The sequence below is a fragment of the Halalkalibacter oceani genome (assembly GCF_023715605.1).
Classification (GTDB): Bacteria; Bacillota; Bacilli; order Bacillales; family Bacillaceae_D; genus Halalkalibacter; species Halalkalibacter oceani.
Window position 1 is genome coordinate 79,836 of record NZ_JAMBOL010000014.1, and the last position, 12,805, is coordinate 92,640.

Genomic DNA, 12,805 nt, shown 5'->3' on the forward strand with positions numbered 1-12,805 from the left:
ACTGATGAGGATTTTTTTATATGAACTTAAGAAGTTGTTTACCTGGAAAATCATGCTGCTCCTTTTCATTGTCGCCTCCTTATTTTATCAGCTGTTTATCAGCTTTTATTTCGACCACTTTCCAAATGGCCGACCGAACGGCGACAGTCATCTTGTTTTAATCGAGATGAGGGAGGATTATGGCCGGTTTTTCGATGAGGAGGAGTTCGTTCATTTCCAGGAAAAATATGAAGAACGGGTCACTGAGGCCGATCAATTTTTGCAGGCGCGCCCCGAATACGTTGAAGCCGGAATGGGCACCTATGCCGATTTTAGAAACCGTTCCGTTGAGGGAGAGTATGAGCTTAGCAGCCGGCTCCTGTTTGACGAGGGAGTGGATCTTTTCTGGGAGCTGCAGGCACGTGAATATATGATCGAGCGCTATAGCAGGATTGGTACGCTGTCAAATGATTACAATGAAGCCCAGCAGTCGCGGGAGCAGCAATTAATTGACAGCGGGCAGATAACGGCGATTTTCTCGGGTGAAATTTTTTCTAATTACAATTCTTTGATCACTTATACGACGGTGTTGATCCTGCTTAGTTTAATGGTGTTGCTGACGCCGGTCTATTTGCGGGATCGCCGCACTCGTCTCGTCGAGCTGCAATATACATTCAAGAAAGGGCGGCCGCTGCTGATTACAAAGCTTTTTGCCTCTCTGACCGCCAGCTTTTTGCTAATTACAGTTTATTTGGCGGCGCTCTTCCTGCTTTATCGCGGGAATAACACCGCCATGTTTTTAGATGCGCCGATCAATTCATTCTTTAATTATGAGATGATTTCCTGGTTTGATCTGACGTTCAGTGATTATATCGCGCTGACGATCGGCGCTGTTTATTTACTCGGCTTTCTTTTCACGCTGCTTATCTTCTTTATTTCAAGTGTCGTCCCAAATTATATTAGCGCGGTCGGCGTACAGGTGCCGCTTGCTTTTGTCAGCTTTTCGATTGGGCTTGACTACTTGCTTGAGCACTTGACCACTTTCTGGCTGCCGGTCTACATGCAGCCGCTCTTATATGGCTGCCTGATTACCGGCGCCATAATCCTGATCGTCGTGAGATGGCGGCGGGAAAGACAGGCTGATGTGCTTTACTAACAAACGGAAAAGCTAGTAGCAGCCCGGACGCTGATCAAGGTCCTGGCTGCGATTTTTTTGATATACTAGTAGAAATACCGTTTTTTGGAGGACAATGGAATGAAGAAAACGCTTTTCGTTTTGTCTGTCATACTCTTGCTGTTCATGATCAGCACACTCTATTTCTACAATGAAAAAAAGCCAGCAGAACAGGAACTGCTTCTTTATAAAGAAAGAGTGAGTCAGATGTATTCCTATACGCTCTATCATCAAGTTGACTATTTAGATAGAATTGTTGATGAAATTGGCGAGCTTGAGAATGCGGCCAATGCCGAGGAGGAACATCTTCATCTACATTCTATCCATCAACTCGTTGATAGTATGACGTTGCACAGATCGAATCTTTTGGACGCTTTGTTCCTTCTTAATGATCATTCAAATCTCGTTTATGACTTTGAAAGTTATTTGACGAGCTTTCAGACAGAATTAAAGAAGGTGGCAGAGAGACAACATAAAGCTCAGCTTAGTCAAATCGCTGCTAACATTGAAAGTGATGTCCAGTACCTCCGTCGCGTTTTGGAGGATACTCTTGCAACTAGCCGCTATCAAGATGAACCATTACATAAATTTTACGAAGCTTACCGAAGCATGTGGGAGAAAGTAAGCGAAATAAACGCCGGCAGTGGTTCCGCCCTGCGCCAAGTCCGTACCGAGGAAATCCCGGTACGGACTTTTTTTGCTTAGTCACTTTCCTCAAATGACAGATTGACCGGCTGATCGGGTAAGGATTCCGCAAAATCAAGATTCGTCGTCGGAACCTGGCTGGACACCACGTCAAACTTCAGGCTGTCTACCCAAATGCAGCCTTTTCCTTCTAAGAGGACACCGAATGAAATGACGGCGCTTGTGTCGGGAATATCAAGTACAATCGCATAATGGTTCCAGTTCTGACTGTCTTTCAGCGGACGGTTGCTCATATTATCAAATTGGAGGATGTCTGAAGAGGCATCATCGACTCTCATCCACAGTCCGGAAAACCGTTCAACATTTTCTGTTTTCAAAAATCCTGACAGCTTGAGGCGTTTACCCCGATAAGCATCTGCTCTGAACTCCTGCATCATCGTAGCGAAACCGCTAACCTCTTGCCTAGCCAAGGACTTCAAGTAACCCGCCGAGCGCCCATGATGGTAGACTTTGTGATCGATCCCCATTTCATAGCTGTACGGTGTGCTGCCGCTAAGGAACCAGCCCTTTATCGGTTCTTGTTTAGCCTGAGTCATCGTTGTTTCCTCCTTTTGCCGCAAAAGCGGGGTCATGAGTTTTCGATATTTTCCAGGTGGAAGCCGGTACACTTTTTTGAAGGCTCGCGTAAAAGCTTCCTGTGATTCAAACTGAAAATCAAAGGCGAGCTCAAGAATTTTCCTGTCGCTCTGAATCAGCAGACTAGCGGCCTGGGCGAGTCTCCTGAAGCGAATATAGTCGCTGATTGTGTAGCCGAGTGCCTGCTGAAAAATCCGGTGAAAATGAGAAAGCTGCTGAAAAAGTACGATTTTTACCTTTTCAGCAGCTTTTTCGTAATGGGCGTAGCCGTTGCCTGGGTTTGAAAGTCTTGCTATGAGTGGGTTTCTCGAAGCAAGGCGCGCAACGCGCGGAGCCATTACTCTTCTTCGAGATACAAAAAAGGAAGTTTTGCATTGGCCTCCATGAGTGGCGACCACGTTTAATGTCAATGGCCAATCAAGGTTGGTTTCAATGTAGTAAATCGCTTTATTCACCGTACTGTCATGTTTCATATCCACCCTCCTTCATTTGTAGAATACCAAAATGCACGCAAGTAAACTTGATCGAAATTGCGAAAATGTTTTGACATCTGGAATACATGTATTGTAGTATACAAGTATGCAAATAGATTAATTGCTAATCATCTGTTATTTTGGAACTAAAAAAGGTGGAGTTGTCATGATTCATAACGAGAATACGAATACCGTGCAAACAAACGTGTACAACATTATCAAAAACGAGATTGTGAAGTTCAATTTAGTTCCAGGACAAAAAATTACAGAGAACAAAATTGCAGAAAAGCTTAATGTCAGTCGGACTCCGGTCAGGGAAGCGTTTTTGCGGCTTAAGCAGGAAGGGCTGATCGTAGTCTATCCGCAGCGCGGCTCGTTTATTTCGTTGATTGATCCAGAGCATGTGGAAGAGGCGAGGTACATGCGGGCAACATTAGAGATTGCCACTGTTGAATTGGCATTTGACCATGTTTCCGAAGAGATGCTGGTCAAGCTTGAGGAGAATCTGCAAATGCAAAAGAACAGCATCGCCGAAAAGCGGTATGAGGATTTCTTCGAGTACGATCAGGATTTTCATAAAACGATTTTTGAAGCATGTAACAAGCTGCGTGTCTGGGATTATATGCAGGGAATGATGTTCAACCTGAATCGTATCCGGATGCTTAGCCTTGCTTCGAACTATCATTGGGAAACACTTTTATTACAGCATGAGCAAATTATCGACAGCATGAGAAAGAATAAACGTGATCAAGCGCGTCAAGTTATGACGGATCATATGGGGCTTCAATCAATTGATTTTGCCAAGTTCATGCAGGAGTACCCGCAATATTTTTACAAGGCTACGGCCGAGAAAAGTGTTTTATGGTAGACAAGCTTGAATGCGATTATATGAAAGCGGTGACATGGATGGAATTTCCTTTGTCATAGACAAAACCAAGCATAAGGGGGAAATAGGATGATGAAGAAAGCGTTTTTTCTAGGAAGCTTGATTCTTTTACTTCTTTTGGCTGCCTGCGGCGGCAATCAAGAAAGCTCAGGAGGGGATGCGACAGGGGATTCAGGAGGATCTGAAGGCTCCGAAGAGGGAAGCTATGCATTAAACATTGGTATTGTTGTGACAGAAAATGATCCAATCTATGAAGGGCTGGTTGAATTTAAAAACAATGTGGAAGCGCGTACAAACGGAGACTTAACGGTCGAGATTTATCCAAACTCGCAATTAGGTGATACGGCGGAAATTCAAGAGCAGGCGATGGCCGGTGCAAACGTCGGAACGGTGGCCGATGCCGGCATCATGGCCGATTTTAATCATGAGATGGGAATTTTGCAAGGGCCTTATTTGCTGGAAGATTACGAGGAAATCAAGACGGTGACCACATCCGACTTGTTTCAGGGCTGGGCGGATGATTTGGCGGCTGAACACAATTTGAAAATTTTGTCGATGAACTGGTACCAGGGTGCCCGTCATATGGTGACGAATAAGCCGATCCATGAGCCTGCCGATTTGAATGGATTAAGCATTCGGACGATTGGCGCCGACGTCTTTCTAAAATCAATTGAGGCGATGGGAGCCAACCCAACCGGACTGGCCTGGGCTGAGGTTTATTCAGGAATTCAGCAGGGCGTTATTGATGGCGCCGAGGCGCAGCATCCTGCCACTCACGGAGCAAGTTTGTATGAAGTGGCTGATTACTTATCGAAAACCGCTCATTTTCAGTTGGTAACAGGGCTCGTGATTGGCGATACATGGTTTAACAGTTTACCAGAGGAATATCAAACGATTGTGCTGGAGGAAGCTGTGGCCGGCGGGGAGTTTGCCTCGCAGCGTGTGATGGATCAACTCGATGAGTATGAAGCAATGATGGCTGAGGCAGGAATGGAAATTATCGAAGTAGATACCGCTCCTTTCAGAGAAGCGACAGATACAGTGTATGAGCAGTTCGAAGGCTATGCCGAGCTGCGCGAGCAAATCAATGAGCTGTTAGGGCATTAAAACGGCAGAAGGCCGGGCGAAAACGAGTAAGGATGAGAAATGGGAAGGTGACCTTCATGTTAAAAGTGCAAAAATATATCATTTTAATAGAAGAAAAGCTGACGAAGCTTTTATTAATCGCCGTTGTCGGATTAGTATTTTTTGCAGCTGTATTTAGATGGGGGGGCTTTCCTGTTGCCTGGTCAGTCGAAATGGCCCAGCTTCTCTTTATTTGGATTATTTTTCTCGGGGCAAATCAGGCATTGCGGAACAACCGGCATATTGGCGTTAATATTCTGACGGAAAAACTGCCGGAGAAGGTGAGAATCGCCGTAGCGGTTCTGATGGATCTCCTCGTGGGAGCGTTTCTGATTTTCATGATTTATTATGGCTTTCAGCATAGTCTGCATCACTCATTGCGATCGATTCAAAACTTGCCGTTGAGCTATTCCTATATTACAACGGCGATTCCGGTTGGCTGTTCTTTGATGCTGCTGACACTTATTTTTAAATGGAGCCGGGCGCTGTCTGCGCAGCGGAATCGTAAAGTAGGTAGAGATGATGAATAAGAGATGTCATTTGAATGCAGAGGCTTGCTGCAGGGAGGTGCCGGGATGCTGATCGTCGTGATAGTCTTTGTGGTTTTATTGTTACTGAATATGCCGATCGCTTTTACGATTGGGATTTCCGGTTTGCTCTTTTTTATTCTTGAACCAAATTTGCCTATTAACCTAGCAATACAGCGCTTTGTGTCGGGAACACAGTCCTTCCCGCTTCTGGCCGTTCCATTCTTTGTTCTCGCAGGGAATTTGCTTAATGCGACCGGGATTACGAAGCGTCTGATCCGGTTTGCCAACGCGCTCACCGGCCATTTGGTTGGCGGCCTGGCACACGTCTCAATCGTTCTTAGTGCGCTAATGGGCGGGATTTCCGGTTCGGCCAATGCCGATGCGGCGATGCAAAGTCGAATTTTGGCGCCGCAAATGATGCAAAAAGGCTACTCCGGTGGTTACTCGGTTGCTGTCATTGCCGTCAGTGCTTTAATTACGGCGACGATTCCACCGAGCATTGGGCTTATTCTCTATGGGTTTGTCGGTCAGGTTTCGATTGGACAGCTGTTTATTGCCGGGATCGTTCCGGGGATTTTGATGACATTGCTCTTAATGATCGCCGCCTTCGTGATCGCCAAGAAAAATGATTACGACCTTGATCGGCCGCGGCGGGCGACATTTAAGGAAGTCGCGGTCGCCTTTAAAGAAAGCTTTTGGGGCTTGCTCTTTCCGGTTATTTTAATTGTCGGAATCCGTTTTGGCGTGTTTACTCCTTCTGAAGCGGGCGCCTTTGCTGTCGTCTATGCTTTCATTATCGGGAAGTTCGTCTATCGCGAGCTTGATCAGAAAAGCATGCGCACGGTGCTGAAGGATACGGTCGAAGATAACGGGGTCATCATGCTGATAATTGCTGCGGCTTCGATTTTAGGCTATGCGATTACGTTTGCCAGAATTCCGCAGACGACGGTCAATACCCTTTTAGGCATTACGGAAAATCCGGTGATCATCATGTTGATTGTTCTGCTGTTTTTATTGCTTGCCGGCATGGTGATGGAAAGCACGGTGAATACGATTCTTCTGACTCCGATTCTGCTGCCGGTCGTGACTAGTATCGGCGTCGACCCGGTTCATTTCGGCGTCATCATGATGACGATTGTCACGATGGGAGGGATGACTCCGCCGGTAGGGGTGACGATGTATACGGTATGTTCGTTAACCGGGGTTTCAGTTGCGGATTATATAAAATCGGCTACTCCTTTTTTACTGGCGGTGATTGTGCTGATTGCGTTAATGACGATTTTCCCGCAGATTGTCATGTTTTTGCCGGAATTGTTAATGAGATAAATGAAGTGGGGTGAGCAAATGAAAACCTTTATGGACGAGGAATTCCTGTTAGAAACGGAGACCGCGAAACGGCTCTATCATGATGTTGCGAAGGAGATGCCGATCTTTGATTATCACTGTCATTTATCGGCACAAGACATTGCGGAAAACAAACAGTTCCAAACGATAACGGAAGCGTGGCTAAGTGATGACCATTATAAATGGCGGGCGATGCGCGCCCGTGGTATTGAAGAAGCGTATATTACCGGAGAGAAGGATGAAAGGGAAAAGTTTCAGAAATGGGCTGAAACCGTCCCCCATTTAATAGGGAACCCGCTTTATCACTGGACTCATTTAGAGCTGCGGCGCTGTTTTGGTATTGAGGAGATTTTAACCCCCGCCAATGCGGAATTGATTTGGCAGACATGCAACGAGCTTTTGCAGAAGCCATCCTTTTCCGCGCGGGAATTGATTCAAAAATTCAACGTCAAAGCATTATGCACGACGGATAATCCGGTTGATTCGCTGGAATATCATAAGCAGTTGAAAGAGGATCAATCCTTTGAGGTCAGTGTATTACCTACTTTCAGGCCGGATGAGGCGCTGCAAATTGAATTGGCCGGCTTTGACGACTGGCTGCACAAGCTTGAAGCGGTCACTGACATGCAGATTACAACGTACCGCGATTTTATTGCTGCCTTGGAGCTGCGGGTCGCCTATTTTCATGATGCAGGCTGCCGCTTGTCAGATCACGGCCTTGATCAGCCTTTCTATCAGCAAGCAACGGAGCAGGAAATCGAGCAGCTGTTTCAAAAGCGGATTGTGAGCCGGCAGCTGACTGCCGAAGAAGCATTGAAGCTGCGTACAGCGACTCTTTTGGCGCTCGGAAAAATGTATGCGGAAAAAGGATGGGCGATGCAGTTTCATATTGGCGCTTTGCGGAGAACGAATACGAAAATGCAGCGGATGGTAGGGGCGCATGCCGGGTTTGATTCAATTGCCGATTTTACGTATGCTGAAGACCTCGCCCGGCTGCTTGATACACTTGATCAGACGGATGAGCTTCCGAAAACGATTCTCTATAACCTGAACCCGCGTGATCATTATATGGTCGCGTCAATGGCCGGCAATTTTCAAGGAGGCAGGCCGGGGAAGATTCAATTTGGCACGGCCTGGTGGTTTAACGACCAGCGGGACGGAATGGAAGAGCAAATGAAAATTCTCGCTAATGTCGGCGTCTTCTCCAGCTTTGTTGGTATGCTGACGGATTCCAGGAGCTTCCTGTCTTACACAAGGCATGAATATTTCAGACGGATTCTCTGCAACCTGATTGGTCATTGGGTCGAAAATGGAGAATACCCTGATGATTACGCTTTTTTAGGAGAGCTTGTTGAAAATATTTGCTTTCACAATATTCATTCCTATTTACTGGAAGCTCACTAGAACGGAGGTTCACATCAGATGAAAATGGTATTCCGCTGGTTTGGTGAGGGAAACGATACGGTTCCGCTGAACCATATAAGGCAAATTCCAGGGGTGGAAGGAGTCGCTTGGGCTCTTCATGATATCCCGGCCGGAGAAGCGTGGCCGCTTGAACGGATGCTGAAGATCAAGCAGGAGGCTGAAAAGTACAACTTACATATTGACGTCGTTGAGAGCGTGAATATTCATGAGGATATTAAGCTGGGGGCAGCGACACGGGATACGTATATCGAAAATTATAAGATCACGATTGAACGTCTCGCTCAAGTCGGAGTTAAGGTGATTTGCTATAATTTTATGCCAGTGTTTGATTGGGTGCGCACGAACCTTTTTGAACCGCATCCGGATGGGTCGACCGGCCTTTTTTATGAAAGGGCGAAGCTGGACGATATGGACCCATTGGAGTTGGTAAAGCAAATAACGAAGCATGAAGATTTTACGATGCCCGGCTGGGAGCCTGAACGGTTGAAATATTTGACGGAGCTGTTTGCGCGTTATCAGGGGGTTACCGAGGCGGATTTATGGGAAAATCTGCGTTACTTCTTAGAGGAAGTCGTTCCCGTCGCGGCGAAATATGGTATAACGATGGCAATTCATCCTGATGACCCGCCATGGTCTGTATTCGGCCTGCCGCGGATCGTCACCAATCAGAAAAATATCCGCAAAATATTGCAGCTGGTCGATAGCCCGGCCAATGGGGTCACCTTATGCAGCGGCTCGCTCGGCGCGAACGGCGAGAATGATCTGGTAAAGATGATTAAGGAGTTTGGTGACCGAATTGCTTTCGCCCATATTCGCAATGTGAAACTGTTTGAAAATGGGGACTTTATTGAAACGTCTCACCGGACAAAGGATGGCACCGTTGATATTACGAGTATCGTTAAAGCGTATCATGACATGAATTTCAAAGGCTACGCGCGCCCCGACCACGGCCGTCATATTTGGGATGAGCAGTGCCGCCCGGGCTACGGCCTTTATGACCGGGCGCTAGGGATTATGTATGTATGGGGAATCTGGGATACGCTGAGTCAGCTTAAGGGGGAGCAGTCATGCGAATGAAAAATGAAAATTTAGCTGGAAAAGTGGCAGTGATTACAGGGGGCAGCGGGGTGCTTTGTGGAGCGATGGCAAGAGAGCTCGGCCGTCAGGGAGTTAAGGTCGCGGTTTTAAATCGCAGTGCAGAAAAAGGAAAGCTCGTTGTCGATGATATTGTGGCGGCAGGGGGGACGGCGCTGGCCGTTTCTTGTGATGTGACGGATGTCAAAAGCGTTCAGGCCGCTGAGGCTGCTGTCTATGAAGCATTCGGACCGTGTGATATTTTAATCAACGGAGCAGGTGGCAATCATCCGCAGGGGACGACGACGAAGGAAACATTGCAGCCTGAGGATATCGGGAATGAGGATGTAACGAGCTTTTTTGATTTAACGGGAGATGGATTTGAGTTCGTCTTTAACGTAAACATTATCGGCACGGTTATCCCGAGCCAGGTGTTCGGCAAACGGATGATCAACCGTCCGGGCGCGGTAATGATCAACATTTCATCGATGAGCGCACCTTCCCCGATGACGAAGGTCCCGGCTTACAGCGCCGCGAAGGCGGCGGTGGAAAATTACACGAAATGGCTCGCCGTTCATCTTGCACCGGCTGGCGTGCGTGTCAATGCGATCGCGCCTGGCTTCTTCCTCACCGAGCAAAACCGCCGGCTGTTAACGAATGAGGATGGTTCATTAACAGAGCGCTCGGAGAAAATTATTACTCACACTCCGATGAAACGTTTCGGCAAGCCCGAGGATTTGCTCGGTACATTGCTCTGGTTGGTCGACGAGCATATGTCCGGGTTTGTTACAGGGATTACAGTCCCGGTTGACGGCGGATTTCTCGCCTATTCCGGTGTTTAAATAAGAACGTACAAAGTCATCAGTCGATTATGATAAATCGGCTGATGACTATTTTATAATACAAAATGACATATATATATTGCAAAAAGATGAATATATTATATAATATGAGTATCTTAAAGGAAATGAGTGTGAGCGTAATGAACCTGTTTAAAGGAAGCGCCAGCGTCGATGAAAGGATCGTTCATTTACAAAATAAAATTTACCGTGAGATTTACATGCTAGTCTTGCTTATTTGTATCGGCTCCATCGTCGTAAAAACGATTATTTATGGATTTCAGCCAGGGGAGGTTGTGGCGGAGCTTGTTATCTTAGTTAGTCAGGGCGTTTATTATGTCGTGAGGTCGGCTAATCTTGGTGTCTTTTCTGCTGAAGTAGAGCTTCATGACCGGGAAAGCAGGCTGTCGATGAATAAAAAGAATGTCATCATAGGGTTAGCGGTTGGCGTGGCGATCGCGCTGTTTTTTGGCATTCGCAGCGCGATTGTTTATGGAGAAGGAGCGGCTCAAAGCCTCTCTTATTTTGGAATCGTCTTTTTAGCGTCCTTGATTATGTATGTTCCAGTGCTTGTTCTCATTTTAGTTATCTCCCATCAGGCTGCGTTAAAAAGAAGCGAGCGGGCGATTGAGCGGGAGCTTGAGGAAGATGAAGAGAGTGATCAACCGTGAAGAATATCAAATTGAAAATGGCGCGCGTCGAAAAGGATTTATCACAGGAGCAGCTTGCCAAAATCGTTGGCGTTTCACGACAAACGATCGGGCTGATTGAACTCGGGAAGTATAATCCGAGCCTCAGCCTTTGTCTTGCTATTTGCAAAGCGCTTTCCCGCACATTGGATGAACTGTTTTGGGAGGATGACGAAGGGGCATGAAAGCAAAGTGAGCAGGAGGTCTAGTTTGTCCTCCTGCTCACGAGTAACGGATTCTGTCTTGTAAGCTATCTCAATCGCTCATTGCGAGAGGGATGGTCAGCATCCTTTTTTGTTAGAGATCGAGTGACTGCTTATTGTCAAGCCGTCTGTTTTGATACCAGCTTTTAATCAATGGTGTTAGCAACGTAAACAGCCCAAGTATGATTAGTGTGGCTGAAATCGGCCGGGTGAAAAAGACGCTGTAGCTTCCTTCGGACATGACGAGCGCTCTCCGGAAGTTCGCTTCCATCATCGGTCCGAGGATCAAAGCGAGAATCACCGGAGAAGCAGGGAAGCCATAGCGCAGCATAATATAGCCGATTACTCCTGATACAAGCATCACCCAGACGTCAAAGTAGCTGTTGTTTAAAGAATAAGAGCCGATGACGCATAGCACGAGAATAATCGGCGCGAGAAATGTTTTTGGAACGAGCAGCACCTTTGTAAATAAGCGAATACCGAGCATTCCGTACAACAAAATAATTAAATTGGCTGCAAGCATCCCGACAAAGAGGGTATAGACGAGCTCGGCATTCGTATCAAACAGCAATGGTCCCGGCTGTAAGCCTTGTACCATTAAGGCGCCGAGCATAACGGCGGTGACAGCGTCGCCGGGGATTCCTAATGTTAATAACGGAATCATCGCTCCTCCCGTCGAGCCATTATTGGCCGCTTCAGGTGCGGCAATTCCTTTGATTTCACCTTCCCCGAATTGGTCGGTTTTTTTCGCGAACCGTTTTGCTTCATTATAAGCAACAAAGGCAGCGATATCGCCGCCGGCTCCCGGGATCATCCCGATGCCGGTACCGATCGCTGAGGATCGCAAAATCGTAACCGTGAGAGAGCGGAACTCCACCCATTTTAATTTGGCTTTTTTCAGCGTATCGCTCACTTTCTTCGTTGAAGCGGAAAAGAGATCTTCCAGCGATTCCAGGGCGGTCGCCGCGGCGAACAGGCCAATCATTACAGGAATGAAGTTTACCCCGTTCATTAAATTAAGACTGTCAAACGTAAAGCGCGGAAAGCCTCCCATCGGGTCAAGGCCGATCGTGGCAATGAGTAAGCCGACAAAGCCGGCAATTAATCCTTTCACAAGGGAGTTTCCGGAGATGCTTGAAATAATCGATAAGCCGAAGAAGGCCAGCGCGAAAGATTCCGGCGCGCTGAATTGCAAAGCAAAACTGGCTAGCTTCGGCGCAATTAAGATTAGCACAAGAACGCTGAGGATGCCGCCTGTCACAGAAGATAAAGTCGCAACCGTCAGCGCTTTTTGGGCATAGCCTTTTTGGGAAAGCGCATAGCCTTCAATTGCCGTTGCCGCAGAGGCAGGGGTACCCGGCGTTCGCAAAAGGATTGCTGTGATCGAGCCGCCGTAAATCGCGCCAAAATAAACGCCGACCAGTAATAGAATACCGGTGACGGCCTCCATTCCAAATGTAATCGGTAAAATCAAGGCAACCCCCATTGTCGCTGTCAGCCCCGGCAGTGAACCGATTGAAATTCCAACAGCCGATCCAAGCAGGAGGATAGCGAGTACCTGAATCGTAAAAATGTTGCTCAAGCCTTGAATAAATAAGTCCATGTGATCCCTCCTTAACATAATGGGGCTGTCTCAGCAGCCTGTTCCAAGCCGAAAATGAAGCAGTGAGCCCGTTCTGCAAGTGAGCTTGAGACAAAAACTAGCTTTGACCTATTGGCAAATGGCGACAGTTGCCACAAGTCCGTGACGGGCGAGAGAGCGGGAGCCGGAATTAAGGTGGAG

The 12,805-nt window shown here is 47.2% G+C and carries 13 protein-coding genes; 11 read left to right on the forward strand and 2 right to left on the reverse strand.

Translation table 11 applies throughout. The features are described 5' to 3' along the window. Positions 1-4: 4 nt before the first annotated feature. Both M3202_RS15015 and M3202_RS15020 read left to right on the forward strand, forming a co-directional pair. On the forward strand, positions 5-1,135 hold the full coding sequence (locus tag M3202_RS15015) for a hypothetical protein (protein WP_251224133.1): 1,131 nt from the start codon (positions 5-7) through the stop codon (positions 1,133-1,135). A 99-nt stretch (positions 1,136-1,234) separates the two neighbouring features. Continuing rightward, positions 1,235-1,858 carry a hypothetical protein gene (locus tag M3202_RS15020; RefSeq protein WP_251224134.1) on the forward strand — a complete coding sequence of 208 codons (624 nt, stop codon included), beginning with the start codon at positions 1,235-1,237 and terminating at the stop codon, positions 1,856-1,858. Here M3202_RS15020 and M3202_RS15025 read toward each other — a convergent pair. Further along, positions 1,855-2,907, reverse strand: a complete 1,053-nt coding sequence (locus tag M3202_RS15025) for a helix-turn-helix domain-containing protein (protein WP_251224135.1) — start codon at positions 2,905-2,907, stop codon at positions 1,855-1,857. The genes M3202_RS15020 and M3202_RS15025 overlap by 4 nt on opposite strands. 166 nt (positions 2,908-3,073) lie before the next feature. Between M3202_RS15025 and M3202_RS15030 the strand changes: the two genes are divergently transcribed. The 9 genes from M3202_RS15030 (at position 3,074) to M3202_RS15070 (ending at position 11,004) form a co-directional block, all read left to right on the forward strand. Next, positions 3,074-3,775: a GntR family transcriptional regulator gene (locus tag M3202_RS15030; protein ID WP_251224136.1), complete on the forward strand. Its 702-nt coding sequence runs from the start codon at positions 3,074-3,076 to the stop codon at positions 3,773-3,775. An 87-nt stretch (positions 3,776-3,862) separates the two neighbouring features. Beyond that, positions 3,863-4,900: a C4-dicarboxylate TRAP transporter substrate-binding protein gene (locus M3202_RS15035; protein WP_251224137.1), complete on the forward strand. Its 1,038-nt coding sequence runs from the start codon at positions 3,863-3,865 to the stop codon at positions 4,898-4,900. Positions 4,901-4,956: 56 nt separating this feature from the next. Beyond that, positions 4,957-5,448: a TRAP transporter small permease gene (locus tag M3202_RS15040; RefSeq protein WP_251224138.1), complete on the forward strand. Its 492-nt coding sequence runs from the start codon at positions 4,957-4,959 to the stop codon at positions 5,446-5,448. 3 nt (positions 5,449-5,451) lie between these two features. Further along, on the forward strand, positions 5,452-6,774 hold the full coding sequence (locus M3202_RS15045; RefSeq protein WP_251224139.1) for a TRAP transporter large permease: 1,323 nt from the start codon (positions 5,452-5,454) through the stop codon (positions 6,772-6,774). A gap of 18 nt (positions 6,775-6,792) precedes the next feature. After that, complete coding sequence (gene uxaC, locus M3202_RS15050) at positions 6,793-8,196, forward strand: glucuronate isomerase (RefSeq protein ID WP_251224140.1); 1,404 nt, start codon at positions 6,793-6,795, stop codon at positions 8,194-8,196. Positions 8,197-8,214: 18 nt separating this feature from the next. After that, positions 8,215-9,294, forward strand: a complete 1,080-nt coding sequence (gene uxuA, locus M3202_RS15055; RefSeq protein WP_251224141.1) for a mannonate dehydratase — start codon at positions 8,215-8,217, stop codon at positions 9,292-9,294. Then, positions 9,285-10,133 carry an SDR family oxidoreductase gene (locus M3202_RS15060; RefSeq protein WP_251224142.1) on the forward strand — a complete coding sequence of 283 codons (849 nt, stop codon included), beginning with the start codon at positions 9,285-9,287 and terminating at the stop codon, positions 10,131-10,133. The genes uxuA and M3202_RS15060 overlap by 10 nt, the downstream gene beginning before the upstream one ends. 140 nt (positions 10,134-10,273) lie before the next feature. Further along, positions 10,274-10,801: a DUF6773 family protein gene (locus tag M3202_RS15065; RefSeq protein ID WP_251224143.1), complete on the forward strand. Its 528-nt coding sequence runs from the start codon at positions 10,274-10,276 to the stop codon at positions 10,799-10,801. Continuing rightward, complete coding sequence (locus M3202_RS15070; RefSeq protein WP_251224144.1) at positions 10,798-11,004, forward strand: helix-turn-helix transcriptional regulator; 207 nt, start codon at positions 10,798-10,800, stop codon at positions 11,002-11,004. The genes M3202_RS15065 and M3202_RS15070 overlap by 4 nt, the downstream gene beginning before the upstream one ends. Positions 11,005-11,116: 112 nt before the next feature. Here M3202_RS15070 and M3202_RS15075 read toward each other — a convergent pair whose 3' ends face one another. Then, positions 11,117-12,625, reverse strand: coding sequence for a tripartite tricarboxylate transporter permease (locus M3202_RS15075; RefSeq protein WP_251224145.1), 1,509 nt, complete (start codon positions 12,623-12,625; stop codon positions 11,117-11,119). Between the last annotated feature and the right edge of the window lie 180 nt (positions 12,626-12,805).

Bases quoted from the DNA above. Each gene is read 5' to 3' on its own strand.
- M3202_RS15015 (WP_251224133.1), top strand. From the start codon at position 5: ATGAGGATTTTTTTATATGAACTTAAGAAGTTGTTTACCTGGAAAATC.
- M3202_RS15020 (WP_251224134.1), top strand. From the start codon at position 1,235: ATGAAGAAAACGCTTTTCGTTTTGTCTGTCATACTCTTGCTGTTCATG.
- M3202_RS15025 (WP_251224135.1), bottom strand. From the start codon at position 2,907: ATGAAACATGACAGTACGGTGAATAAAGCGATTTACTACATTGAAACC.
- M3202_RS15030 (WP_251224136.1), top strand. From the start codon at position 3,074: ATGATTCATAACGAGAATACGAATACCGTGCAAACAAACGTGTACAAC.
- M3202_RS15035 (WP_251224137.1), top strand. From the start codon at position 3,863: ATGATGAAGAAAGCGTTTTTTCTAGGAAGCTTGATTCTTTTACTTCTT.
- M3202_RS15040 (WP_251224138.1), top strand. From the start codon at position 4,957: ATGTTAAAAGTGCAAAAATATATCATTTTAATAGAAGAAAAGCTGACG.
- M3202_RS15045 (WP_251224139.1), top strand. From the start codon at position 5,452: ATGTCATTTGAATGCAGAGGCTTGCTGCAGGGAGGTGCCGGGATGCTG.
- uxaC (WP_251224140.1), top strand. From the start codon at position 6,793: ATGAAAACCTTTATGGACGAGGAATTCCTGTTAGAAACGGAGACCGCG.
- uxuA (WP_251224141.1), top strand. From the start codon at position 8,215: ATGAAAATGGTATTCCGCTGGTTTGGTGAGGGAAACGATACGGTTCCG.
- M3202_RS15060 (WP_251224142.1), top strand. From the start codon at position 9,285: ATGCGAATGAAAAATGAAAATTTAGCTGGAAAAGTGGCAGTGATTACA.
- M3202_RS15065 (WP_251224143.1), top strand. From the start codon at position 10,274: ATGAACCTGTTTAAAGGAAGCGCCAGCGTCGATGAAAGGATCGTTCAT.
- M3202_RS15075 (WP_251224145.1), bottom strand. From the start codon at position 12,625: ATGGACTTATTTATTCAAGGCTTGAGCAACATTTTTACGATTCAGGTA.